General features: G+C 53.7%; 21 protein-coding genes and 2 tRNA genes. 3 read left to right on the forward strand and 20 right to left on the reverse strand.

Annotated elements, in window-relative coordinates; genetic code table 11:
• Genes CIK92_RS10685 through glpA form a run of 5 tightly spaced genes read right to left on the reverse strand, consistent with a single transcriptional unit; the run spans window position 1 to window position 6,430 of the window.
• Window positions 1-1,332: an MFS transporter gene (locus tag CIK92_RS10685; protein ID WP_094389064.1), complete on the reverse strand. Its 1,332-nt coding sequence runs from the start codon at window positions 1,330-1,332 to the stop codon at window positions 1-3.
• Window positions 1,333-1,367: 35 nt separating this feature from the next.
• Window positions 1,368-2,717: a sn-glycerol-1-phosphate dehydrogenase gene (locus CIK92_RS10690; protein ID WP_094389065.1), complete on the reverse strand. Its 1,350-nt coding sequence runs from the start codon at window positions 2,715-2,717 to the stop codon at window positions 1,368-1,370.
• Window positions 2,718-2,729: 12 nt separating this feature from the next.
• Window positions 2,730-3,959 (reverse strand): anaerobic glycerol-3-phosphate dehydrogenase subunit GlpC, encoded by a 1,230-nt coding sequence (gene glpC / locus CIK92_RS10695; RefSeq protein ID WP_094389066.1) that lies wholly within the window; start codon window positions 3,957-3,959, stop codon window positions 2,730-2,732.
• Window positions 3,960-3,965: 6 nt separating this feature from the next.
• On the reverse strand, window positions 3,966-4,868 hold the full coding sequence (locus CIK92_RS10700; RefSeq protein ID WP_094389067.1) for an anaerobic glycerol-3-phosphate dehydrogenase subunit B: 903 nt from the start codon (window positions 4,866-4,868) through the stop codon (window positions 3,966-3,968).
• Window positions 4,869-4,891: 23 nt separating this feature from the next.
• Window positions 4,892-6,430 (reverse strand): anaerobic glycerol-3-phosphate dehydrogenase subunit A, encoded by a 1,539-nt coding sequence (glpA, locus tag CIK92_RS10705; RefSeq protein WP_371327092.1) that lies wholly within the window; start codon window positions 6,428-6,430, stop codon window positions 4,892-4,894.
• 846 nt (window positions 6,431-7,276) lie between these two features.
• Here glpA and CIK92_RS10715 point away from each other — a divergent pair.
• Window positions 7,277-7,684: a hypothetical protein gene (locus CIK92_RS10715; protein ID WP_022309829.1), complete on the forward strand. Its 408-nt coding sequence runs from the start codon at window positions 7,277-7,279 to the stop codon at window positions 7,682-7,684.
• Here CIK92_RS10715 and rsmA read toward each other — a convergent pair whose 3' ends face one another.
• From rsmA to rsfS, 4 genes are read right to left on the reverse strand one after another with little or no spacing between them, the layout of a single operon-like run.
• Window positions 7,685-8,476 carry a 16S rRNA (adenine(1518)-N(6)/adenine(1519)-N(6))-dimethyltransferase RsmA gene (rsmA, locus tag CIK92_RS10720; RefSeq protein ID WP_022309830.1) on the reverse strand — a complete coding sequence of 264 codons (792 nt, stop codon included), beginning with the start codon at window positions 8,474-8,476 and terminating at the stop codon, window positions 7,685-7,687. It abuts the gene before it with no gap.
• A 3-nt stretch (window positions 8,477-8,479) separates the two neighbouring features.
• A complete protein-coding gene (locus CIK92_RS10725; protein WP_094389069.1) occupies window positions 8,480-9,343 on the reverse strand; it encodes a phosphatidate cytidylyltransferase in 864 nt (287 codons plus the stop codon).
• A 4-nt stretch (window positions 9,344-9,347) separates the two neighbouring features.
• Window positions 9,348-11,417: an ATP-dependent zinc metalloprotease FtsH gene (gene ftsH / locus CIK92_RS10730; RefSeq protein ID WP_094389070.1), complete on the reverse strand. Its 2,070-nt coding sequence runs from the start codon at window positions 11,415-11,417 to the stop codon at window positions 9,348-9,350.
• 37 nt (window positions 11,418-11,454) lie between these two features.
• The gene (rsfS, locus tag CIK92_RS10735; protein WP_094384699.1) at window positions 11,455-11,814 is read right to left on the reverse strand and encodes a ribosome silencing factor; all 360 of its coding nucleotides are present in this window, start codon (window positions 11,812-11,814) and stop codon (window positions 11,455-11,457) included.
• A 179-nt stretch (window positions 11,815-11,993) separates the two neighbouring features.
• Between rsfS and CIK92_RS10740 the strand changes: the two genes are divergently transcribed.
• A tRNA-Gln gene (locus tag CIK92_RS10740) sits at window positions 11,994-12,064 on the forward strand.
• Between the two features lie 402 nt (window positions 12,065-12,466).
• Here CIK92_RS10740 and CIK92_RS10750 read toward each other — a convergent pair.
• The 4 genes from CIK92_RS10750 to CIK92_RS10765 all read right to left on the reverse strand — a co-directional run bounded on the left by CIK92_RS10750 (window position 12,467) and on the right by CIK92_RS10765 (window position 14,740).
• Window positions 12,467-12,973 carry a hypothetical protein gene (locus tag CIK92_RS10750; RefSeq protein ID WP_144007709.1) on the reverse strand — a complete coding sequence of 169 codons (507 nt, stop codon included), beginning with the start codon at window positions 12,971-12,973 and terminating at the stop codon, window positions 12,467-12,469.
• The gene (locus CIK92_RS10755) at window positions 12,957-13,358 is read right to left on the reverse strand and encodes a hypothetical protein (RefSeq protein ID WP_144007708.1); all 402 of its coding nucleotides are present in this window, start codon (window positions 13,356-13,358) and stop codon (window positions 12,957-12,959) included. Before CIK92_RS10755 ends, CIK92_RS10750 begins: the two co-directional genes overlap by 17 nt.
• 327 nt (window positions 13,359-13,685) lie before the next feature.
• Window positions 13,686-14,360 (reverse strand): hypothetical protein, encoded by a 675-nt coding sequence (locus tag CIK92_RS13805; protein WP_158214780.1) that lies wholly within the window; start codon window positions 14,358-14,360, stop codon window positions 13,686-13,688.
• On the reverse strand, window positions 14,318-14,740 hold the full coding sequence (locus CIK92_RS10765) for a hypothetical protein (RefSeq protein WP_158214781.1): 423 nt from the start codon (window positions 14,738-14,740) through the stop codon (window positions 14,318-14,320). Before CIK92_RS10765 ends, CIK92_RS13805 begins: the two co-directional genes overlap by 43 nt.
• 76 nt (window positions 14,741-14,816) lie before the next feature.
• On the opposite strand from CIK92_RS10765, the gene CIK92_RS10770 reads away from it, so the two are divergent.
• Window positions 14,817-15,113, forward strand: coding sequence for a hypothetical protein (locus CIK92_RS10770; RefSeq protein WP_094389076.1), 297 nt, complete (start codon window positions 14,817-14,819; stop codon window positions 15,111-15,113).
• 28 nt (window positions 15,114-15,141) lie between these two features.
• Here the strand turns inward: CIK92_RS10770 and CIK92_RS13810 are convergent.
• The 7 genes from CIK92_RS13810 to CIK92_RS10800 form a co-directional block, all read right to left on the reverse strand.
• Window positions 15,142-15,212, reverse strand: a tRNA-Cys gene (locus CIK92_RS13810).
• Window positions 15,213-15,419: 207 nt separating this feature from the next.
• A complete protein-coding gene (locus tag CIK92_RS10775) occupies window positions 15,420-16,616 on the reverse strand; it encodes an L-serine ammonia-lyase (RefSeq protein WP_022311649.1) in 1,197 nt (398 codons plus the stop codon).
• 22 nt (window positions 16,617-16,638) lie between these two features.
• Complete coding sequence (feoB, locus tag CIK92_RS10780; protein WP_094389077.1) at window positions 16,639-19,056, reverse strand: ferrous iron transport protein B; 2,418 nt, start codon at window positions 19,054-19,056, stop codon at window positions 16,639-16,641.
• A gap of 779 nt (window positions 19,057-19,835) precedes the next feature.
• Window positions 19,836-21,977, reverse strand: a complete 2,142-nt coding sequence (locus CIK92_RS10785) for a peptidylprolyl isomerase (RefSeq protein WP_094389078.1) — start codon at window positions 21,975-21,977, stop codon at window positions 19,836-19,838.
• Between the two features lie 105 nt (window positions 21,978-22,082).
• The gene (locus CIK92_RS10790; RefSeq protein ID WP_254046065.1) at window positions 22,083-23,354 is read right to left on the reverse strand and encodes a hemolysin family protein; all 1,272 of its coding nucleotides are present in this window, start codon (window positions 23,352-23,354) and stop codon (window positions 22,083-22,085) included.
• Between the two features lie 3 nt (window positions 23,355-23,357).
• Window positions 23,358-24,014 (reverse strand): LPS export ABC transporter periplasmic protein LptC, encoded by a 657-nt coding sequence (gene lptC / locus CIK92_RS10795; RefSeq protein ID WP_022311643.1) that lies wholly within the window; start codon window positions 24,012-24,014, stop codon window positions 23,358-23,360.
• 24 nt (window positions 24,015-24,038) lie between these two features.
• Complete coding sequence (locus CIK92_RS10800; RefSeq protein WP_094389079.1) at window positions 24,039-25,331, reverse strand: hypothetical protein; 1,293 nt, start codon at window positions 25,329-25,331, stop codon at window positions 24,039-24,041.
• Between the last annotated feature and the right edge of the window lie 102 nt (window positions 25,332-25,433).

Consider the following 25,433-nt stretch of genomic DNA (forward strand, 5'->3'; position numbering starts at 1 on the left):
TTACTGTTTAGTGGTTTCTTCTTCGGCATAGCCGTCGGCCTTGGCGTTCCACATGAGCGTGAAGACAGCCACGCAGAGCACGGCGATACCTATCATACCATAGAATACATAGTCCCAGTTGCCCCATGCGTCGACGAGCATACCCACGCCGATGCCGCTCACGATGCCGCTGGCATAGCCAAACATTCCGATGAGTCCGTTGGCGGTGGCTGCGGCGCGGTTGGTGGCCTGGTTAGAGGCGGCGATGCCTATCAGCGCCTGCGGGCCGTAGATGAAGAAACCTGCCATGGCGAGCACTACCACCATCACGGGCATCGATGTGCCGGTGGGCAGCGATACGAAGATGGTCATAAACACAGCCACGCCCGCCATGAACCAGAAGCAGGTGCGATGGGCCTTGCCCTTGAACACGTGGTCGGTGAGCCAGCCCGAGACTATCATGCCGATGATGCCGAATATCTCAAAGATGGCTACCGTCCATCCGGCGTTGGCAAGGCTCATGCCGCGAGCCTCCTTGAGGAAGGTGGGACCCCAGTCGAGCACAGCGAAGCGCACGATGTAGACCATGAAGTTGGCGATGGCCAGTATCCATATCCACTTGTTGCGGAATACCATCTTGCGCAGGAACGCCTTGTACTCGGCGCCTCCCTCCTTGCCCTTCTTGTTGATGGTGTGGAGCTCGGGCAGTCCTACCGACGATGGTGTGTCGCGCAGGAAGACATAGATGCCTATGGCGCCCACGAGGGCTATGGTGGCGGGTATCCAGAAGCACCACTTCCACGCGCCCTGGCCCATCGTTGCCATGATGTAGCCGCAGAGGATGGCCACGATAGAGGCTCCTATCGAGTGGGAGGTGTTCCAGATAGACATCTTGGTAGCCAGCTCATTGGCGGGAATCCAGTGGGTGAGCAGGCGGTTGCATGGGGGGAAGCCCGAGCCTTGGAAGAGGTTGTTCAGCAGCAGGAACAGGCCGAAGATGAACACCATGGTGTTGACAAACTGTGGTCCCGAGCTCTCGCCGGTGATGAGGTAACTCAGGTCGGCGCCAAAACCGAAGGCGTAGTTGGCTGCGGCACAGAGCAGCAGTCCTATCGCCATGTGGTAGCGGGCGTTGAAGCGGTCGGCGAGATAGCCGTTGAGAAATCTCGACGCACCATAGACCACCGTCACCAGGGTCATGATGATACCGAAGCTGGTCTTGGAGATGCCATATTCGGCGGTAAGTCCGGGGATGGCAAACGAGAAGTTCTTTCTCACGAAGTAGAAGATGGCATAGCCTATCATGGTGGCGAAGATGGTGCGCCATTGCCAGTATTTGAATGTCTTGGTCATATCTGTCAGTAGTTAATAGGGTTATAGTCTGGGTCTTAGCGATCTATGGGCCACAGTCCGCGTTCTGAGAAGAGGCGGTCGAGCCACTCTTCATAGCGGTTGAGCCTTACGGCGACATCCATGATGGTGTAGCGGCGGCGTATAAACTGCGACTTGTAGATGATTTCCTTGAGATAGCTGCGGCTGATGTCGATATCTTCGGGCTCGGTCGGCGCGCCCACCATCTGCAGACGGCGCTTGGCCTCTGCCACCGATACCAGCTGCTGCTGCAGCCGCTCGCGCAGTGTGCTCCAGTTGTCGCGGATGGCGGTCAGCTCCTGGCGCAGTTGGTCGCGGCTTACATATTTGGCACGTATCTCTCCCACGCAGAAGTCTTCCAGACCCGAGCCAGCAAAGGTGTTGCGCGTGTGGGCCTCCTGCTCTTCGAGCGAGGGCCATGCCTCGACACAGGCTTCGATGTCCAGATGCTCGATGTCCATCTCGAGCAGATACTCATAGAGCGAGAGCGACACCAGCACACCCATGCTCACCTGGAAACCATGCGATGGCATATTGCCGTTGGCCATGGTGAAATTGGCCATATTGAGCATGTGGCTCACTTGGTGTTCGGCGCCCGAGGCGGGCCTCGAGGTCTTGGGGTAGGCCTGCATGGCAAATCCGCCGAGCAACAGACCCTCTATGAGCTGCTCTATGGCGTGCTTGTCGCCACGCCGTGCGCCCTCGGGGTCGGCGAGCGCGCTGTGCAGTCCGTCCTGCACGATGCTCCACGACAGCGGGTCTATCTTCTCGTTGCCTATCACGTCGGCCACTATCCAGTCGGCTCCAGCCGGAACCTTGGCGAAGAGGTCGCCGTAGCCCGAGGCGGTCATGGCTTCGGGTGCGCCGGCTATGATGTCGACATCGGCCACCACAGCCTGGGGAGCGGGGCAGGCGAAGGTCTGCTTCTTGCCGTCCTTGGTTATCGATGCGCCCGACGCCACATATCCGTCCATCGAGGCGGCTGTCGCCACTACCATGTAGGGTCGCTGCTGATGGGCCGAGCAGAGCTTGGTGGTGTCGTTGATGGTGCCCGAGCCCACGGCTATTGCCACGGCGTCGGTCTGAGCCAGCACGGCATCCAGGCGGTCTATGTATTTCCATTCGGCGTGCATCTCGGGCTCGTCGAAGATATAAGGTTCGCAGGTGGCGATGCCATCGCGGGCGAGGATTTCGGCTACCTTGGCTCCAGCCACGTGCCATGTGGTCTTGTCGGCGACGATGATGGCCTTGCGGCCGGCAAACTGCTGGGCGAAGACTTCACCCACGGTGCTTATCACACCACATCCCAGTTGCAGGGCCTTGGTGGTGGTAGCATTGTCCAATGCCATTGTTACTCTGTTTTCCATATATGTCTTGTTTTAGTATAATATTGCATCGTTGATGATTGAGATGGGGTTCATTACCCGGTAGGGTGTGCTCATCTCTATCTGCCACTTGCAGGTCTCGCAGTCGGTGACCACCACATCGGGGTCTACCTCGCCAATCTGCTTGAAGAGCGGGGCACCGATAGACTGCGACACATCGTAATTCTCCTTCTTGAAGCCGTAGGTACCACCGATGCCACAGCAGCGGCTTTCGAGTTTGACCAGCTCGAGGCCGGGTATCATCTTGAGCAGTTCGATGCTGTAGATGGTCCATCCCAACCGCTCCATGTGGCATGCCGAGTGGTAAGCCACGCGCAGCTTGAAGTGGGGCTTGAAACGCAGTTGGGCGGCGCCCGATTTGAGTTGCTGGTAGATAAACTTGGTGGCGAGGTTGATGCTCTCTGCCACGCTGCTGTTGTCGAGTCTGAGCAGACTCTCATACTCGCTGCGCATGGTGAAGGTGCACGACGACGAGGTGGTGACGATGCACTCGGCGTCGCGTAGTGCCCGCTCCATGGCGGCTATGTTGTGGCGGCCGTTGGCGCGCGCCTTCTCGCTCATGCCGTTGGCTATGGCTGGCAGACCGCAGCACTGCTCTCCCTTGATGAGTGATACGCCATAGCCCATGGCGTTGAGCACCCGCACGAGGTGCTTGCCCAGTTCGGGGAAGTTGTAGTTGACATAGCAACCATGGAAGTAAGCCACCTTGCGGTCGAAGCTCTGCTGGCCTTTGGCGGCTTCACGGCGGTACCACGCCTCAAACGTGTGCGAGGCGTAGGCAGGGAAGGTGCGGCCCTGGTGTATGCCCACCATCTTGTGGAGCATCCACTTGGTAAGTCCCATGTTGACCACGCGGTTGGCGAGTCCGAAGGAGTGGGTGGCGAGCGTACCCACGAGGTCGGTATTGGCGAGCATAAACTCTCTGATGCCTATGCCCTGCAGGCTGTACTTGATGCGGGCGCTCTGGATGATGTCGCCCACCTTGACGCCTTGCGGACAGACAATCTCGCAACGCTTGCAGTTGAGGCACATCTTCATGGTCTTCTCGTCAAAGCAGGTCTCGTCTTTCAGACGGTGGCGCTCGCCGTCAGGCCCCGCCCACTTGGGACCGGGAAACTTGAGCGTGACGCCGCTCACCGGGCAGTACGCGTTGCAGATGGAACATTTCAGACACTTCTCCAGGTCGTTCTCGCTGACCTGGTATAACTGTATATCTTTACTCATAGCTCTTTATTGTTTTATGGACTCTGCCACGTGCAGGGCAGTGGTCATCGACACGCCTTCCTTGTCGGCGAGGCTGATGGAGTTGTGTCCGCTCAGTATGCTGCCGATGGCAAAGAGATTGTCGATGGTCTTGTCGTCTTTGGTGACCCTGAATGTGGCGTCCGTAGCCACGCCAAACTCCATGAAGGGCTGCTCGTCGAAGGCATCGTCGAGTGCCCACTGGCTGCGGTCGGCGAGTGCGTCGACACGGAGGTCGAACACGGGCTCGAACACGTGCTCGTAGTCGGCCATGATGCCACCGCTGTAGAACGAGCCTGCCGCCAGCACGAAGTGGTCGGCTTCGAGCGGCTCGGCGTTCAGGTGCTTCGATATTACGCTTATGAGCCTTGTGCCATCGGCGCTCCACGCCTTGGCAGCCACTATCTCGTCGCCCAGCAGATAGGTTCCGCCGAGGAGTTCAAACCGCTTTTGCAGTGTGGTCTGGATGCTTCTGCCGTAGATGAAGGGGAAGGTGGCTTCACCGTCTTTGTCGTGGCCCACGATGGTGAGCCATGCCGGCATGGCGGTGCCAAACTGGGTGACGCGCGTGTGGTTGGCGTCGTAGCTGCCGTCCATCTCTACGCCGGCAGCCTGGAGCAGTGACTGCGCCCGACGGGCAAGAGAGAGGGTGCGCTCGGCACCCATCTTGGTGTAGGGATGCGTGGCGGCCAACTGGCCCATAGCCTCGGCGGGGTGCGCCACTTCGTTGCCGTCGTTGTCGTAGCCCAGGAGACCGAACGAACCGTCGCTGAAGAACATGCTGCTCTGTCCGCGACTGATGATGGCCACATGCTGCCCACCCTCGGCAAGGCTGATGCCGCAAGTGAGTCCGCTGAGACCTCCACCTATTATAATAGTATCAAATTTCACGTTATTCTGATTGCTTGTCGTTGTTATTTCTCTTTCCTAATACCCAAGATAGACTGGTAGATGTAGCCCATGAGCTGACATTCGCTCAGTGTGGGGCCCCAGGCTACGGCTGCCATACCCTTCCAGCGCTCGTTGAGAAAACGCATCACGTCCTGACGGCTCTGGGCCTTGGTCTTGTGGCAGAGTTCTTCGAGCATGCGCTCGGCACGATAGGCGCAGAGCTGTCCCTGACAGGTGCCCATGCCCAGGCGGGTGCGTCGGCGCAGCTGGGAGAGGCTGGTGACCTGATGGTCGTCTATGAGCTGCTTTACATCGCGGCGCGATACGCCCTCACACTCGCACACCAGCGGCTCTGGAGTCATGGTTCCATGGTGGCGGAACGCCTTGTCGCTGCGCATTTCGGGGTTGGGCAGCGGCGTGATGGCTGTCTCGCACTCACGCTGTATGTTGAGCTTCTCGCACACCTTGTCGGTAGCCATCTCGGCCATGAGTCGGTAGGTCATGAGCTTGCCGCCGGTGATGGTGATGAAGCCCGCCAGTCCGTCTCGCACCTCGTGGTCCAGACACACGATGCCTCGGCTTATGCTGCGACCCGTGGCGTCGTGGTCGCTTGCCACGAGTGGCCTCACTCCAGCATAGGCACGCAAAATTCGCGTTGACGCCAGCGAGGGCGCCAGTTTGCATCCCTCCTTGAGCAGCACGTCGACCTCTTCGGGGGTTACCCTCATGTTCTCGACTTCCTCCATAGGCACGCGCTCGGAGGTGGTGCCTATCACGGTGATGACGTCGCCCGGCACGAGTATGTCGGCGTTGGCAGGCTTGCGGCAGCGGTTGATGACCATATTGTTGACGCGGTGGCCGAAGACCAGCAGCGAGCCCTTGGCGGGAAACATGTTGACCGTCACCCCAGCCATGCGCGCTATCTCCATGCCCCAGATGCCGGCGGCATTGATGGTGATGGTGGCGTGGGCCTCCATGCGCTCACCGGTTATGGTGTTGCGCAGGTTTACTCCTTCGACCCTTCCGTTGCGTATGATGAGGCTTGAGGCTTCGTGATAGGTAAGCATGTCGGCACCATGACGACGGGCGTCGAGCACATTGCTCATCGTGAGCAGGAAGGGGTCGATGCTGCCGTCGGGCACCACCACAGCGCCTATCAGGTCGGGGTTGACAGAGGGCTCGCGCTTGAGCGCCAGCTTGGGGTCGATAATCTCGGCGCGGATGCCGGCACGCAGACAGCTGTCGACGAAGAGCTGCTGGTAAGCCAGGTCGTCTTCGGGCAGCGTGATGAAGAGTCCGTCGTGCTCTTCGACACAGTGGGGCGCAATGCGTCGCAGTATCTTGTTCTCCACGATACACTCGGTAGCGCTCTCCTGGTCGGTGACGGCATAGCGGGCACCACTGTGCAGCAGACCGTGGTTGCGGCCGGTGGCGCCGTGGGTGAAGTCGTGGCGCTCGACGAGCAGTACGCGCAGGCCACGCATGCTACAGTCGCGGGCAGTGCCTGCGCCTGTGATGCCTCCACCAATGATAATCACATCGTAATGGTCTTTAAGTTTCATATCTTTCATTGTGGTAAGTTATATGCCCCCGGTCGCAGCCTGGGAGAACGGCGTGAGGGCGGGCGTCGCGGTTAACTTGACGGGATTGACATTAGTCAATCGCAAATGTAATAATTATTTCCTTCCTTTGCGTGAAAAACCCGCCTTTTCTTGTTTTTGTGTCATTATTCTATGTGATTTACCAGCATTTAGGGTTGATAGTCAGCCCCGCAGTCAGCCTATAGCGGGCCATAGGGTAGGGCGCCGGGAGCGGTGATGCCCCTCGCCTCGCAGGTGATGCCCCTCGCCTCGCAGTTGATACCCCTCGCCTTGCAGGTGATTCCCCTCTCTTCGCAGGGAATGACCACCATCCAGCCAGAGATGCTCGGAAAATGCAGTTTGTGGCGTGAAATGACGGTTGCAGGCTCTGCAATAGTTATGGCAAGGCTTGCAACCGATAAATCAAACCCTGAAACCAATTTGTTGATGCACTCCGCGGTATTGGCGATGGCGATGGTGATGGCGGGGGAGCACTGCAGGCAAACAAAAAAGCCTCAGAGATATCACATCTCGGAGGCTTGCAAATATCATAGTCCAATTAGCATCTGCAGACATCTCATCGCTGACACGTAATACAGACTTGGACCGTTGTTAACTATGTTATACACTTTAAACTTTGGTCTGGACGGACCTGACAAACTCGCTCGTCCTGCCGGTTTCCGTCCTCTTAGTCGCCTCAAAGATACTGCTTTTGTTCTGAAACAACAAGAAAATCGCCAGAAATCTTTACAAAATCTGAAATAATCATGGGCAAGTCGCTTTTATTCGCTAATTTTGCCTATATTTGCAACCTAAACAAACATCAAGATGAAAAAGACAGTTTTATCTCTGCTGGCCCTCTGCTGCAGCTGTACCATATGGGCCGAAGACTCGATGCTCACCTTCCGCCTCAACGACGGTGTGAACAGTGAGGTGAGTTACAAGATAGGCACAGACATAAACCGCATCGTCTTCAAGGGCAACACCGTGGTGCTGCAGAAAGGCGAAAAAGTTGTGAAAAGCTATGCCGAGTCGCTGGTGAGCTCCTTCTCCTTTGGCAATACGGCCAACGGCATCACCATGCCCGAGCTGGGCACCGACGATGCCGCCTCTACCGCCGTGTATGCCATCGATGGCAAGCGGTTGGGCTCGCTGCAAACGATAAAGACATTGCCCAAGGGAGTGTATATCATCCGCAAAGGCAATGTCTCGTATAAAATTGTAAAAACTGATTGATTATCCCATGTAGGGGGCTATCTGGTTGGTCAAGTCGACAAACTCGGAGATAGCAAGCTGTTCGGGGCGTCGGGTCATGATAGGCTGGGTGAAGAACTCGTCTGCTGGCTTCTGCGCCCCGAACATCTGTTTGATGCTCACGCGAAGCATCTTGCGGCGCTGGTTGAACACCGTCTTGACCAGACGCTTGAAGAGACGCTCGTCGCAGCCCAGTGCGGTCACGTCGTTGCGCGTCATTCTTATCACCGCACTCTTCACCTTTGGCGGTGGGTTGAACACGTCTTCATCTACAGTGAAGAGATATTCCACATTGTACCATGCCTGTATGAGTACCGACAATATGCCGTAGGTCTTGTTGCCGGGCTGTGCCGCCATGCGCAGCGCCACCTCGCGCTGTATCATGCCGGTGCAGCAGGGAATGAGCTCCTTGTTGTCGAGCATCTTGAAGAATATCTGTGAGGATATGTCGTAGGGGTAGTTGCCCGTGAGCACAAAGGGCTGGCCGTCGAAGATGGTGGTGAGGTCCATGCGCAGGAAGTCGTCGCCGATGATGTTGTCCTGGAGCTTGGGGAAACGGTCGTGGAGGTATACCACCGACTCGCGGTCAATCTCGATGGCCTTGACGGGGCGTGGCTTCTCTACCAGATACTGGGTGAGCACGCCCATGCCGGGTCCTATCTCGAGCACGGGCAGGTCGGGGCAGGCATCTACCGTGTCGGCTATACGCCGAGCTATGCCCAAATCTATCAGGAAGTGCTGGCCTAAGTTCTTCTTGGGTTTTACTTGCTTCATCTTTTAGAGTAAGGTGAGTGAATAGATATAGATGACAGATGCGGGGATGGCCATAAGCGACGAGTCAAAACGGTCGAGCATGCCACCATGGCCCGGCAGGATGCTGCCGCTGTCCTTGATGCCCAGGGTGCGCTTGAAGAGACTCTCGACGAGGTCGCCCCAGGTGCCGAAGAATACCACTACCAGTCCGAGGCCCATCCACTCGATGACAGAGAGGCCGGAGAGACACTCGTGGCTGTTCTCCCACCATCCGAGCAGGGCTGCTACGACGAGCACCAACAGTCCGCCGCCGATGGAGCCTTCCCACGACTTGCCGGGGCTGATGCGGGGGAAGAGCTTGTGGCGTCCCAAGAGTGAGCCGCTGAGGTAGGCGCCGGTGTCGTTGACCCACAGGAAGATGTAGACCGACAGGGGCAGCAGGAAGTAGAAGGAGATGGTGCCGTCGGGCTGCTGGCGGAAGGCCAGCACATTGATGCACGCCAGGGGCAGGGCGATATACATCTGGCCGAGCATGGTGTAGGCCCAGTCGTTGACGGCATTGGCGTTGCGGGTGTAGAGCTCGCTGATAAAGAGATAGACCACCGTGAGCAGATAGGGCACAAAGACGGCATTGGTCTGGATGATGCCGCTGTTGATGCCGGCGATGGCGACAAAGAGATAGACGCCTGCCACGGTAGAGATGAACCGGTTGATGCAGACATTCTCAATGTTGTTGACCAAACCTGTATATTCCCACAGGGCAAGGCCTGTGATGAGGGCGAAGAGCCCTATCATGGCGGTGGGGTCCAGAAGTCCGGCGACCATGATGGCAACAAACAGGGCGCCAGTGATGGCGCGGACGATAAAATTCTTCATTTTTGGACTCATAGTCTTACTCCTCCTCTTTATCTTGATTTTCTTTGTTGTCGTGGTTGGCTTCGGCTTCAGCCTTGGCACGCTCGTGCTCGGCCTGGGCCTGCTTCACCGCCTCGGGCATGTCTTCGAGCTTGGGGGCATTGGCCTCGTTGGCCTCGATGATTTCTTCGGAACGGCTCACCCATGGGCGCTTGCCGAAGATTTTCTCTACATCTTCGGCGAAGATTACCTCCTTCTGGAAGAGCAGCTCTGCCAGCTGGCGGTGACCCTCGGCGTGCTCGTTGAGCAGTTTTTTGGCGCGCTCGTACTGGGTGTTTATCATCTTGAGCACTTCCTCGTCCATCAGCTTGGCTGTGGTCTCAGAGTAGGGGCGCTGGAACTGGTACTCCTGGTTGTTGTAATAACAGATATTGGGCAATGCTTCGCTCATACCGGCATAAGCCACCATGCCATAGGCACTCTTGGTGGCGCGCTCCAGGTCGTTCATGGCGCCAGTGGAGATGGAACCGCGGAAGAGCTCTTCTGCGGCGCGGCCTCCGAGCAGGGCGCACATCTCGTCGAGCATCTCCTCCTTGGTGGTGATGACGCGCTCTTCGGGCAGATACCATGCGGCGCCCAGGGCCTGGCCGCGGGGTACGATGGTGACCTTGAGCAGAGGGTCGGCGTACTGGCAGAACCACGAGATGGTGGCGTGGCCGGCCTCGTGGATGGCTATGGCGCGCTTCTCGTCGGCGGTCATAACCTTGGTCTTCTTCTCCAGACCGCCGATGATGCGGTCTACGGCGTTGAGGAAGTCCTGCTTGCCCACATGGGTGCTGTTGTGCCGAGCGGCGATGAGGGCAGCCTCGTTGCAGACATTGGCGATGTCGGCTCCGGAAAATCCAGGGGTATGGCGGGCAAGGAAGTCTACGTCTACGGTATCGTCCTTCTTCAGCGGGCGCAGGTGGACATTGAAAATGGCCTTTCGCTCAGCCAGGTCGGGCAGGTCTACGTGTATCTGACGGTCGAAACGGCCTGCACGGAGCAGTGCCTTGTCGAGCATGTCTACTCGGTTGGTGGCAGCAAGCACGATGACACCCGAGTTGGTGCCGAAGCCGTCCATCTCGGTGAGCAGGGCGTTGAGGGTGTTCTCTCGCTCGTCGTTGCCGCCGGTGGCGGGGCTCTTGCTGCGGGCTCGTCCTACGGCGTCGATCTCGTCGATGAAGATGATGCAGGGTGCCTTCTCCTTGGCCTGACGGAATACGTCGCGCACGCGGCTGGCTCCCACGCCGACAAACATCTCGACAAAGTCGGAACCGCTCATCGAGAAGAAGGGCACGTCGGCCTCGCCTGCCACGGCTTTGGCCAGCAGCGTCTTACCGGTTCCGGGAGGGCCGATAAGCAGCGCTCCCTTGGGGATTTTACCTCCGAGCTCGGTAAACTTCTCTGGGTTTTTCAGGAACTCCACGATTTCTTCCACCTCTTGCTTGGCGCCTTCCTGACCAGCCACATCCTTGAATGTGACGCCCATCTCGCCGGCTTTCTCGTAGAGTTTGGCTTTGCTCTTGCCGACATTGAATACGCCGCCGCCGGCTCCGCCACTGTTCATGCGGTTCATGAAGAAGAACCATACGAAGATGAGCAGCAGGAAGGGACCGAAGTTGTAGAGCAGGTTGAGCAGGGTGTTCTCATTGGGTCTCTCGTAGTCATAGTCCTTGAGCTTGCCGCTCTTCTGGGCTGTCAAGAGGAAGTCTTCTATCTTGTCTACCGAACCATAGTTGACTTTGACGTATGGGTCTTTGCCCAGTTTCTCTGCCGGCTGGTTGAAGACGGCTTTGAGGGCTTGGGGCTTGACATACATCTTGAGTTCGTGCTCCTGGTTGTTGATGATAATCCTGCTGGCGTAACCCTTGCTTACGTATTCTTTGAACTTGGTGTATGTAGCCTCCTGGCTTACGCCCTGTACGCCCAACAGGTTGCCTCCGCCGCTAAAGGCGATGACGGCGATAAAGATAAGCACCGATATGTAGAGCCAGTTCATGTTGAACTTGGGCATCTTGGGTTGCTGGTCGTTGGGTCGCTTATCTTTGGGATTGAAATTGTTCATGATAGCTATATATTATATATATAATAAGGTGTATATATCAGTCAAGGTCGGGGATGCGGGTAAGATGGGCATCTTCCCAGAGGTGCTCAAGGTCGTAGAACTCGCGTACCTCGGGCAGAAAGATATGTACCAAAGCATCGACAAAGTCGATAGCCACCCACTGGTCGGTCTCAAGACCCACCACGCCTACGGGCTTCTCGCCCATGCGCTCGCGCACCATGTCTCCCACCGACTCGGCTATAGCCTCTACCTGTGCGGGTGAATTGCCCTGACAGATGATGAAGTATTGAGCGATGGCGCCGTCGATGCCGCTGAGGTCGGCTATCACGATGTTTTTACCTTTCTTTTCCTGTATACCTTCAGTAATGGTCTCAACCAATTTGTTTGTTGTTGTCATTCAGTTGTCTTCTAATTTGATTTATACTGCAAAGTTAACCCTAATTCTCCGAATAATGGTATAAAGTACCGCTAAAATGAAATTTTTTATGAAAAAAAGCGCAAAAAGTTTTGGGGTATGAAAAAAAAGCACTACCTTTGCAATCGCAAATGAGCAAGAGGCAATTGCTCGAAACAAATTGGGATATGGTGTAATGGTAACACTGCAGATTCTGGTCCTGCCTTTCCTGGTTCGAGTCCGGGTATCCCAACAGAGAAGTCAAGTCGGAAGACTTGACTTTTTCTTTTATCTCCATTTCCTTATTTTTGGTCAGCGTGAGTGCATCGGTGGCGTGGTCTGGCGAGCCTGAAGTTCAGAAGCGGGATAGGGGGGCACGGGGCGTAGTGGCGGGCACCGTGGGCGTACCAGTCCAGGCCGTGAGTGAGGTCCAGCTCCTTTCCTATGTACTTGTAGGGCTGCAGGCCGGTGTTGCGGCTGTCGCCCATGAGCGCGCCATGGGTAGTAGTGGTTCACCTCCTCCACGTTTCCGTGGGCGTCGGCCACTATGCGGTTGTTGCCTAAGTAGTCCCTGATGTAATAGTGGTATGTGGGGACGGAGTCCCTGAAGGACACATATCCCCCGTCGAAGAGCAGGCGGCTGAGCACGCCGTTGTCATAGACCCTGCTGCCGGCTTTGTAAAGAGAATATTGGTGTCTGATTAAAAATGGAGTCGTTTGTGATATATATAGTATAGTTAAATGGGTTGGAATACAAATACAAATAAGTATAGTGTTGTTTCTTATTTTTGGGAACCAGTTTGTATCTGTATTTGCCTTTCGGGAAAGATGCATCCCCCTTTCCATCTATATAAAGAGAATCTGGTGGAATGTGATGCCACTTAAAAAATATAGGCTCTTCATCCTGGCATGATTCCTTCCAAAACTTTCCAATAAAAATATTGGAAAGTATAAATGTCGGGAAACATCCATTTCCCACATAATATGTTGTTTTTTTTTGTCTGCCATTTGGCATTCTTTCTATTACGACATCCATGCCTTTTGTCCATATAACATTGGTTATTTCGCATTTCCTATTCTCTATAGTCTGCAAATTACTTAGTGCTGGCGTGCAAAGCAACCAACAAATTACTATTGCAAAACATTTACTCTGGGTGTTCATCTTCTTTCCTTTCTTCCTTTCCTAATTCTCGACGTAAAATATTCTCATTTTTAATGCCATTCCCAGTTATACTTCCAAAAAGTACAGGAAATACATGGGCAAAAAAATCATGTCCTAAAATTAATTCTGGTCCATCTTCTATCTTCTTTCCGTTTTTGCCGATTAATGTTTCATTTGAATTTCCTGTTATATAAATATTGAACTCGGATATAACCTCTTTATTATTCACTAAAAAATCTTCTCGTGTAGTCACTCCTCCCTTATGTAACCAGTCCAGGCCGTGGGTGCGGTCGAGTTCTTTGCCTATGTATTTGTAGGGTTGGGTGGCGTGGTCATTCCCCCTGCTTCCGGCAATGGCGAAAGCAGAGAGGCTCAGTGTGGTCATGAGCCCCAACAGCATTATGACAATCTGGCGGCGCATGGACTGGGGTTAAGATGTTTACATTGCAAATATAATAATAATGTACACACGCGCAAAGGAAATCGGCAGGAAAGTGATGGCTGGGGGAGAAAATCGTATGATGCAGCCTGCTCGAGTCCCGATGTGGTCAAGTATATGGCCATCTTCGTGTATGCCCCCTGTTCCGCGCATTTTAACCCCAAACAAAATCCACTCTTCTAAAAGCAAAATCCAAGTAAGTTCTAATGATCGATTTGGGTTAAACATGGATAAATCGCCTGTTTGAACACCATATCTTCCCTCGAACTGTAATTAGAAAGGATCTATCGAAGATTTTGTTGGTGAATCGGTGCCGAAGTCATGAAAGCGTATCTTGCTTATTCCAAATGGTATTACCATTATCGTATCCATTCTTTGGCTTATTACATATTTCCCATTTTTACGGTCTATATAAATAGCTCTGTAGAGATAGTTACTTAGCTCTTTGTCTTGTATATCACCTTTGTAGATATATGTGTCTTGAGTTTTTGCATATTTCCTCTTATAATTCTGAAAACCCTCCCTATAACAAAGTTCACATTCTCTTAGAGAATCAAATGCCAGCACCACCTTCTTCCCTATTCTCAGAGTGTCATGCTTTGTTCGTCTGTCATACAGGGGACGATAACCAGGACCGACAAGAAGACCCTTATAGATATAAGGATATTTATCATATCCCTCTTTCATTAAGATGGGGCGGGTAACAACAAAAGTGTCATAGCGGGAATGGCTTTCCGTATACGTTTTGATAATTTCACGTAGAGAGCTATCACAGAAAATCTCTTTTATTTCCAAACCTTCTCCTGGCGTACATGCTATGGGGGCTGCAGACATGCCTAAAGAGTGTGTGGACAAGCAGCTAATTACTGAGAGTGTGGACAAGCAGCCAATTACTAATAGGCATGTCACTTTACTTGCAAAAAAAACCTTCGATGTTGATTTAACCATAATGATAATATATTTAATTCATGGAATTTAAGGTCGTTGCCGAATCCAAAACTTTTTCCATCGTTGAAGTCATAATAGAAGCCACGAGTAACCTTGTCCTTTCCTATTACAAGAGCAGGTAGTCCTCCCATTTCTTTTGAGAAAAAACCATCTGCGATCGATGCACGCTCATCGTGCGACCATACGTAGTATTTCTCCGCCAAGGCATCCATTACGTTCCATCGTCCCGTCACGGGGGCGTAGTGGCGGGCTCCGTGGTCGTACCAGTCGAGGCCGTGGGGGCGGTCGAGTTCCTTGCCTATGTATTTGTAGGGTTGGATAGCGTGATTACTCTCTCTGCTTCCGGCAATGGCGAAAGCAGGGAGGCTCAGTATGGTCATGAGCCCCAACAGCATTATGACAATCTGGTGGCGCATGGTCAGGGGTTAAGATGTTTACATTGCAAATATAATAATAATGTACACGCGCGCAAAGAAAATCGGCAGGAAAGTGATGGCTGGGGGAGAAAAACGTATGATGCAGCCTGCTGCCCACCGTTGTGGTCAAATGGCTCAGGTCGACAGGTTTGTGGCGGACGTAGTGGAAAAGGTTACAATCCATATTCATCAAAAAAACCTCGTTGTACTAACTGTAATGGCAAGGGTACTATCAGATGTGGCATCTGTTATGGTTCGTGTACCAGAACTTGTGGCAGATGTAACGGCACTGGAAGAGCGAGGTAGATTTTCGAGGGTATATACAAAAAGGACATAAATCATAAGATTTATGTCCTTTGTCTTTGAGGTACCTAGCAGAGTCGAACTGCTCTACACGGTTTTGCAGACCGTTACCTAACCGATCGGCCAAGGTACCCTGTGCTAAATTGTGAGTGCAAAGATAGTGCAAATAATCGAGCTGTCCAAATTTTCAGCCATGTTTTTTGTGTTTGCTGCTGCATTTGTCGTAAAAAGCGCAGTTCTCACAGCCAGTCTTGTGACATTTCAACACCCTGTACACCCTATACGCCACAAATATGGCGCATAGGGCGAGGATGATGTATGTCGCGATATACTGCATGGTCTACTTAATATTCTTGAAAGTCTTGGCGAGTCCACCTGTACTCGTTTCCTTGTAAAGTGAAGGCAGGTCGTGGCCCGTCTGCTTCATAACCTGTACCACGCGGTCGAAGCTCACGCGGTGCTTGCCGTCGGAGAACGCCGAGTAGAGGTTGGCGTCGAGCGAGCGGGTTGCGGCAAAGGCGTTGCGCTCGATACAGGGTATCTGAACCAATCCGCATACCGGGTCGCAGGTCATACCCAGGTGGTGTTCCAATCCCATCTCTGCCGCATACTCTATCTGTGCCGGGCTACCACCGAAGAGCTGGCAGGCTGCGGCACTGGCCATAGCGCAGGCTACGCCTACCTCGCCCTGGCAACCCACGTCGGCGCCGGAGATGGAGGCGTTCTGCTTGACCACGTTGCCGATAATTCCAGCCGTGGCAAGGGCGTGCAGAATGCGGGTGTCGCTGAACTTGTGGCCTTTGGAAAGATGGTATAGTACGGCTGGCACTACGCCGCAGGCACCACAGGTGGGGGCGGTGACGATGGTGCCACCCGAGGCGTTCTCTTCGCTGGCGGCAAGGGCATAGGCATAGACCAGACCTCGTGTCTGCAGCGACTGCTTGTAGCCTGTGGCCTTGACATAATAGGTCGGGGCTTTGCGGGGCAGATTGAGCGGGCCGGGCAGTACGCCTTCGTGGTTGATACCACGCTCCACGCACTCCTGCATAGTCTCCCATACCTCCTGCAGATAGGGCCATACCACATCGCCTTCGCACAAATCGACGTACTCCCAGTATGAGCGGCCGTTCTGGTCGCACCAGGTAAGAATCTCGCTGAGCGAGTTCATCTCGTAGACCTCAGGTGTATCAAACATATCTTCGGCCTTACCCTCAGAGAGGGCACCTCCGCCTACGCTGTAGACTATCCACTCGTCGGCGCCGTCGGCTGTGAACTTCATGCCGTTGGGGTGGTAGGGCAGAAAGATGTTGGGCTCCCAATGTATGTTGACTGTGGCGATGGGCGAGAGCACCTCTATGATGGCGGTGTCGGTCATGTGGCCCTTGCCCGTAGCTGCCAGACTGCCATAGAGGGTCACGTCGAACAGATGGGCGTCGGGGTGGCGCTTGGCGTAAATCTTGGCGGCCTTCTGTGGTCCCATGGTATGGCTCGATGAAGGGCCCTTTCCAATCTTGTATAACTCTGTAAGTGACTTCATTATAGATATAGTAATGTGGTAATTAGACAAAGAGTGAACCTATCTGGTAAACCAGTGCAGATACCACCCAGGCCAGCACCGTGGTGTAGCCGGCGGCAAAGAGCGCCCATCGCCATGAGCCCGTCTCGGACTTGATGGCGGCAATGGTGGCAAGACAGGGGAAATAGAGCAGCACGAAGAGCAGGAAGCAATAGGCCGTGAGCGGGGTGATGCCGTCGGCGGCCATCATCTGGTGCAGCAGTTCGTACTTGCGGGTGTTGCCGTCGTCGGAGCCCATCTCGTCGCTGTTGGCGTAGAGCACGCCTATGGTAGATGCCACTATCTCCTTGGCGCCGATGCCCGAGACGAGTCCCACATCGAGTTTCCAGTTGAAACCCTGTGGACGGAAAACGGGCTCGATGGCCTTGCCGATGTGTCCTATGTAGCTCTGCTCCTGCTGTTGCTGGGGAGTAAGTCCTTCATGATGAGGGAAATAACCCAAAGCCCAGACCACTATCGACGCCACCATGATGATGCCGCCCATCTTGCGCAGATACTGCTTGCCCTTCTCCCACGTATGGCGGCCAATGGCCTTCCAGGTGGGGAAGCGGTAAGGTGGCAGCTCCATCACAAAGGGCGTATCTTCGCCCTTGATGACATGGCGGCAGAAGACGCGGCTCAGTATCACCGCCATCACGATGCCCACGAGATAGAGCGACAACATGATGAGCGGCTGGTAGTTCAGCGCAAAGAAGGTGCCGGTAATCATGACATAGATGGGAAGTCGCGCCGAGCAGCTCATCATCGGCAGGATGAGCATGGTGACCAGACGGCTGCGGCGGCTCTCGATGGTACGCGTGGCCATCACTGCCGGCACATTGCAACCAAAGCCCATGATGAGCGGGATGAACGATTTGCCGTGGAGCCCCATCTTGTGCATCAGACGGTCCATGATAAACGCTGCGCGCGACATGTAGCCGCTGTCCTCCATATAGGAGATGAAGAAGTAGAGGATGAGTATCTGCGGCAGGAAGACTATCACTGCTCCCACGCCACCGATGATGCCGTCGGCTATCATGTCCTTGAGCGGGCCGTCGGGCATATACTGTCCCACCATCGTGCCGAGCCAGGCGATGCCGTCCTCTATCCATCCCATGGGTATCTGTCCCAAAAGGAAGGTGGCAGAGAACATCACCAGCAAGAGCAGGATGAAGATGGGGAAGCCCACAAAGCGGTTGGTAATGATGCGGTCTATGAGGTGGGTCACCTGATAGGTGTCCTTCTTGTGTCCGGTAGAGTATTCGGCCTCTTGCAGCGCGCCGTTGATAAATCCGTACTTGGCGTCCATGATGGCGGTCTCGCTGTCGTCGCCCGTTTCCTCCTTCACGCGCCGTGCCGCCTCGTCGCGATGGCGCAGTATCTCCTCGGCATCGGGCAGCGTGCGGATATAGCGTTCGGCCTCCTTGTCATTTTCAAGCAACTTGATGGCAAGATAGCGGGTAGAGTAGCGGTGGCGCAGATTGGCTGCCTTCTTCAGGTGCTCCTGGATTTCCTCGATGCCATGTTCTATCTCGTGGCCGTGGTTGATGTGCACATGGCGGTAGTGAGGGTCGTCGTCCTCGTTGCCCTCATACATACGGATGATGGTCTCGAAGAGTTCCTTCACACCACGGCCGTTGGTGAAGACGGTGGGTACCATGGGCACACCGAAGAGGCGTCCCAGGCGGTCGGCGTCGACATGGTCGCCTCGCTTCTCGGACTCGTCAAACATGTTGAGAGCGCACACCATGCGCACGTGCATGTCTATGAGTTGGGTGGTGAGATAGAGGTTGCGCTCCAGGTTGCTGCTGTCTATCACGTTGATGATGATATCGGGCGTCTTGTCGATTATCTGTCTGCGTACGTAGATTTCTTCGGGCGAATAGGCCGACAGCGAATAGGTGCCGGGCAGGTCGACGATATGGAAGGTGTAGCCGTCCATCTCTGCCACGCCCTCCTTGGCGTCTACCGTCACGCCACTGTAGTTGCCCACATGCTCATGGGCACCCGAGATGAAATTGAAGAGCGATGTCTTGCCGCAGTTGGGGTTTCCCACGAGCGCCACATTGATGTCGTGGCTCTTGCGGATGGCAGCGTCTTCCAGCTGCTGGTCGGTGGGCGCCTCGGCGGTATGGGTGTCTGTGCCTGCGTTGGTTTCTATTTCGGGCTTGATATTGGTCTGTGTCTTGGCGACCTCTCCGGCGGTAACCACCTCAATCTGGTCGGCCTCGCTATGGCGCAGAGAAACCTCATATCCCATAATACGGTATTTCACTGGGTCGTGGAGCGGCGCATTGAGCAGCACCTCCACTTTCTTGCCCTTGATAAATCCCATTTCTACGATGCGTTTGCGAAAGCCGCCGTGTCCAAGCACTTTGACGATAACGCCTTTCTCACCGGTTTTAAGTTCTGAAAGTTTCATTCTACTATTGGTTTAATCTGATGCAAAGTTACTCAAAGTAGTGTGTAACACAAAGAATCTGCCCTTGTTTTTATTTGTGCCAGTCAAAAAACTAAGCCATCCCAACGTAATCTCAGCAAGGTGCAGGCTCTCCTCCCGATGCGGGGGGATGACTGGGGGAGAGGAATGGGGAAGAATGGCAGGCTTGTCGTGCCTCTAAACAGGCTCAAATGCTCTCATTCCCCTACTTCTCAGTCCCGACGACGCTGTGCAGATGGTTTCGGCGTCCAGCTCTTGCCTCTGTTTGCTTGTGGCAAGGCCCCCTGTCACATTTATAGACTGTTATAAATAGGATGACGGCATGACAGAACGCCTTATTTTACAGTTTTTGCGTCTCCAGAACGCCTTATTTTACAAATTTCTCGTCTTCCGAACGCCTTATTTTACAGTTTTTGCGAGTTTCCTGATGGCCTTTCAGCTCATTATCGAGCCATTTGGTTGTCTTGAGGTTGTGGTTGCTGGTGCGTAACGATTGAAACGTGAGTCCGTATCAAATGTCACGTGACTACGTATCGTAAGGTACGTGGGCTCGTTTCAAACGGTACGAGCTGGCTAAGCTGTTTGCGGGGTGAAGAACATGCTCTATACAATTGTATGAATGGATATATTTCTTTTCTGGGTAAAACCGCACACTCTCCCCTCGGTTTGCTAAGGAGCGGGGGCGTAATCCTCGCGCATGAAAAATCCCGATGCCCTGGTTGAGGACATCGGGATAATATATATTAATAAGGTGTAATCGCTTAGAAGAAGAGGTAGCGGTTGTCAACAATCTTGGCGTTGGCGTAGAGCTCGCTCATATAACCTGCAGCCATCTGCATGGCTCTCTGGTTGAGCTTGGCCTCCTGGGTCTTGATATCCAGCTTGCCGGGACGCATGGTCTTGCCGGTAACGCTGAAGAGGTATACACCTGCATTGCCCTTCACGGGAGCCTTGCAGAACTTGCCCTTGGCTGTAGCAGCGATGGCTCCACTCAGAGCGGGCTCGGTAGAACCGGTAGCTGTAACGAATACAGGAGCAGCGAAGGTAACCTGGCTGATAGCGGTTACGGTAGCGCCCTTGGCCTTAGCCTCGTTGACAGACTTCACGCCCTTAACCTTCTCCATCAGCATCTCTGCCTTCTTGTCCTTCATTACCTCTGCCTTGACCATGTCCATTACCTGAGCATCGTCGAGATCGCGGTAGCCCTTGGCGTGAATCTTGTCGAGAACGGCTACGAGCAGGTGGTTGTTGTCACCACACTCATACATAGGAGATACTTCCTTCTCCTTGGCCTCGAACAACCACTTCATAGCGTCGCGGGTGCTGTGGATGCCGGCGAGGTTGTGCTGAGCAGTAGTGATGTCGTTGGCCTCTCTTACAGTGTAGCCGGCCTTGGCTGCATTCTTGACAATCTTCTCCTCGGTGTCGTTGGCACTTACAAACGAGCTGAACTTGTTGTAAGCGGCACTGTAAGTATCCTTAGAGAACTCGATGGTCTTCTTGACAACGGCTGCAACATACTTGTTGACCATAGCCTTGCGGTCTACGACCTGAAGCACTACGCTGCCCTGAGTGAAGTTGATGACCTTGGTCTCGTTGGCAGAGAGAGTGTTGAGGCTGTTGATAAAGTTCTTGGTGTCCTTGTCCATAGAGGGAGCTGCCTGATACTGGGCAGTGGTAATCCACAGCTTTTCGCCAGTCTGGTTGTACTTCTTGGCGAGTGCCTCGAAGTCGGCACCTGCTGCGAGTGCGCGGTAGATAGAGTCGGCAGTAGCCTTGGATGCTTCGGGAGTCTCGGCTGCCACCTGTATCTGGCGATACTGGATAGAGTCGGGCATCTGGGTCTTAGACACGAGCTTCACGATGTTCATGGTGTTGTCCTGAGCATTGTTGAAGACGCGTGATGTCTGACCTACAGCCATAGAGTCGAGCTGGGCAGCGATGTCCATAGGATATGCAGCCTTGGTCACGGGCAGACCCAGATAGGGGATGAGCGATGCGCTCTTGCGAACCACCTCTGCGGGGTCGGCGGCAGCAACCATGTCGTTGTGATAAGCCTCGAAGTCCTTCTTGATAGCGGCGCGGTCGGCTGCCGAAGGTACTACCTCGATGTCGATATACTTGATGTCGCGGGCTTCAACAAACTGCTCGAAGCGGGGCTTCAGCTCGTTGTACTTGGCCTTGAGGTCTGATTTCTCGATGGTCACCTTGCTGTCATCGATAGAAGAGTAGGGCAGAGCGGCGAGCTCAACCTGAGCCTCTTCGTTCTCCTCCTTGAATGAAGCCTTGGCCTCGATGGCGTTGGAGATGAAGCAGCTGCCGAGCAGTGCCTGGTACTTCTGTGCAAGAGTCTGCTGGCGCAGAGTCTTCTCGATGAAGTTCCAGTATTTGTACAGGCTGTTGTACTGCTGTGCCATCTGGGGATTTACACCCTGCTGGGCCTTGTACTCGGCGAGGAACTTCTGCAGCTGGTTGACGTCGAAGCGTCCAGTCTGCTGGTTGATAAACGGAGTGTTCATGAGCAATGGGTTGGTACCCTGCTTCAGGATGTTCTGCAACTCGCCGTCGGTAACGGTGAGGCCCAGTTCCTTGGCTTCCTTCTCGATGATTTTGGTCTGAACGTAAGTGCTCCAAACCATATCCTTAACCTGGTTGAGCTGGTCTTCATTCAGGTTTTCAGTACCTTGCTGCATCTTGATGATTTCGGTGTTCTCGTCAACGAGCTTCTGGAATTCCTGAAAATTGATTTTCTCTCCCAATACTTCACCGACCTGCTGACGCTGGTCGTTTTTAGTAGTTTCGCACGAACGAACCATTTCTTCGGCGATGAATGCAAAAAGGCCCAGTGCGATAATACCTATCAGCAGGCCGCCTTTGCTTCTAATTTTTCCTAATGCTGCCATTATTGTTTATAGTTTTTATTATTATTGTTTTCTCGTTTTTTCTAAATGCCTACAAAAATAGTAAAAAGAAAGCAAACCACGGCACTTTTCGCCGAAAATTTGCTCTCAGGCGTTAACTTTTAGTTGTACAAGGACGATTTTGGTCATTGTATTCTTGATAATCTTGAACTCAAACTTGCCGATGGTCACTATCTCGTTGAGTTTGGGTAAACTTTCGTAGTAGTGGAGTATGAGTCCGCTGATGGTCATATATTCGTCGCTTTCGGGGAGTCCCAGGTCAAACATCTCGTTGACTTTGTCTATCTCCAGTCGGGCAGAGAGCAGATATTCTCCGTTGTCGAGTTGCTTGGCGATATACTTGGTGCTGTCGTGCTCGTCTTCGATGTCGCCGAAGATTTCCTCGACGATGTCCTCGAGCGCCACGATGCCGCTGGTACCGCCAAACTCGTCGACCACCACGCCCAGTGATTTCTTCTCCTGCAGGAATGTCTTCATCAGTTTCTGCGCTGCCATGCTCTCGGGCACGAACGGCATCTGGCATACATGCTCTTTCCACTCGGCAGCGTTGCGGAACAGCTCGAGCGAGTGGATGTAGCCTATAATGTTGTCGATATCATCGCGGTAAACGATAATCTTGGAGTTGCCGCTCTCGATGAATTTCTGCTGGAGTTCCTCGATGCTGCAGTCTATGCTTACGGCATTGATTTCGGTACGTGGCACCATGCAGTCGCGCACCCTGATGTCTGAAAATTCAAGGGCGTTCTGGAATATCTTGACTTCGTCATTGATGGGGCTGTCGGCCTTGGCGTTGTCGAGCGACGAGTGGACAAGGTAGTCCAAGTCGACCTTGGAGAACCCTTCGTCGTCGTCTTCCTTTTCCATGCGCTTGCCTACCAGTCTGAGCAGAAATTTGGCAGACAGGGTAGAGAATTTGCTGATGGGCCATAGGACAATATAGAAGAAATAGGCTATGGGCGAAAAGAGCGTAAGCAGCTTGTTGGCATTGTTCTTGAACAGCGTCTTGGGCAGAAATTCGCCGGTGAACAATACCACGATGGTCGAGAGCACGGTGTCGGCAGCTACGCGCATACCGACGTCGAGCGGCTCAAAGAGCGTCTTGTCGAAGAACTTGGCAAACAAGATGCCGTAGACCACCAGCACGATGTTGTTGCCTACGAGCATGGTGCTCACAAAGCCGTTGGGGTGGCTGTAGAATACCGAAAGTAGCTTCTGGGTGAATACACTCTTCTCCTTGTCCATCTCTGCGCGCATTCTGTTGCTGGAGACGAAAGCGATTTCCATGCCTGAGAAGAATGCTGAAAGAACCATGGAAATCAGGATGCCTATAAGTAGCGGTATGTCTATGTTGTCTAACATGATTTAGTGCATAATTGGTATTGACGTGTTGCGGCGCTGTGGCATCGGAGCTGGGCGCAGTTGTGGAGCCACCGAGTCTTTGGCTGTCGTCACTGTGTCGCTCTCGCTGCTGTCAAAGTCGCCTTTCACGAACGAACCCTTGCTGTTGGATATGTAGTATTTCGTCATCTTTTCGTCGCTGCGGAAGTAGCTGCCCTCAATCTCGCGCTCGGGGGTAACCAGCTTGGAGTAGACATGGGAGTAGAGCTCGTGTCTGAGCTCATCCCAATAGAGCTGCTCGCTGGAGAAACGCAGTCCGTCGTTGGTAAGTATATGTACTCTACCGCGCAGTTCCCACAGTCGGCTTTCATCATAATAATAGGCAGTGTCGCATTGGATGTAGGACTCTACATGGAAACGCTGGTCAAACTGCTCCAGAAACAGTCCCTTGTCGAATATCCATCGCGAGGGCTTGCGGTTCTGGTTGACCTCCCATCTCTCGGTGACAATGCGGTACTTGATGACACCCGAGTCGGAAATGAGCGTGTTGACGCCATAGGATATCATCATCGCCACCGAATCGCGGGGATTGATGGCGGGAGCTGTGTGCTCTTGCTGTTCCTGACAGGAGATGCAGAAAAGGGCTGCAAGCAGCGAGATGATGGTTAAGCGTCTTGACACTGTAAGTCTTTTTATACCTCTATATTAATCAACCTTCCACTTGGCGAACCAACGCTCGTTGAAAGTGAGGCCGATATTGATGCGGAAGATGTTTTCCTTGATGTAACCTGGTGCTGTGGAGCGAACCCACTGGCCGCTGATGTTCAGGTAAGAACGGTTGTTGTAGGCGTTGACGATGGGAAGGCCGAAACCAGCACTGACGCTGACCTCCTTGGGGCCGTCCTGGCCGTTGACGGTGACATAGGGTGTGGCGTAGGATGCACCGACGCGATACTTGATGCGCTGGAAGAAGCTGCGGCCATACTCAGCCTTGCAGTATTCGCCACCAACGGTAATCTTCTGGCGGTCTTTGAGCGAGTTCTTGAGCGTGAACTGAGACACGCCGTTCTCTACAGAGAACTCGGGGAACTGGATGTCGCCCCAGAGTTGGCAGGTATAATCGACACCCACCTTCCACTGGTTGTCGTGGTTGAAGGCGATACCTACACCGAACATGTCGGGGATAGACAAACCATTGGTGATGCTATAACGGGTGGTGTCGGCTACGGCCTGCTGGGTGTTGGTCGAGATGACCATGCACTCGGGGTCAGCGTTGAGCTTGTGTCCGGGGCTATAGGTGGCACCTACGGTGAGGGTATTCTTCTTGCTCAGCGGCAGTATGCCCTGCACGCCCAGGTCGAGCTTGTAGCTGCGTATGTCGGCAGAGAAATAACGTGCCAAGGTGTTGGCATACGAGTCGCTGTAGCGGTTTACGAGCGAGCGGTCGTAGTTGCCCCACAGATAAGAGATGTTGGCACCGATGGATAAGTACTTGATGGGGCGCCAACCTGCACCAAAATATGCCTGATGTACACCGCCGCTACCCGAATAGGTATTGGAAGACATCACGGTCATCTGGTTGCCTACATAGGAGGAAGTGCCGTAGTTGTAACCCACGGTGGTGAAGGGAATGATACCGAAGCTGACGCCGAGGTTCTTGAACGCGCGGAAACCGGCCACGATGTACTCAAGGTCGGCGTTGTTGGCGTTTTGCTTCTTGCCATTCTCATTGAAGTTGGTTATCTGGCCTGTTATTCCCACATCGAAGATAAAAGAAAGTGAGTCGATAACAGAGTAAGAGGCGGGGTTGAGATAATTGACCTGATTGTGCTCGCGAAATCCCAGGCCCAATCCGTTCATACCGCGGTTGAATCCGCTCGACTGGTCGGCCAACAAGCCCAATCCAAACTGACTATAAGGAGAGTTGGTGCCACTCTGTGCCGTTATATTCAGTACCGCTAAACCCATAAGGGCTATGCTAAGAATTATTCTTTTCATTAACGTATGTGTTGTATAGCGTGCAAAATTATCGAAAAAAATTGAAATATGATACGAAAAGTCCAAAAAACAAGCTATTTTTGCACTGTGAAACATTTTAAT

Origin of the sequence: Prevotella sp. P4-67, assembly GCF_002251325.1 — a bacterium.
Classification (GTDB): Bacteria; Bacteroidota; Bacteroidia; order Bacteroidales; family Bacteroidaceae; genus Prevotella.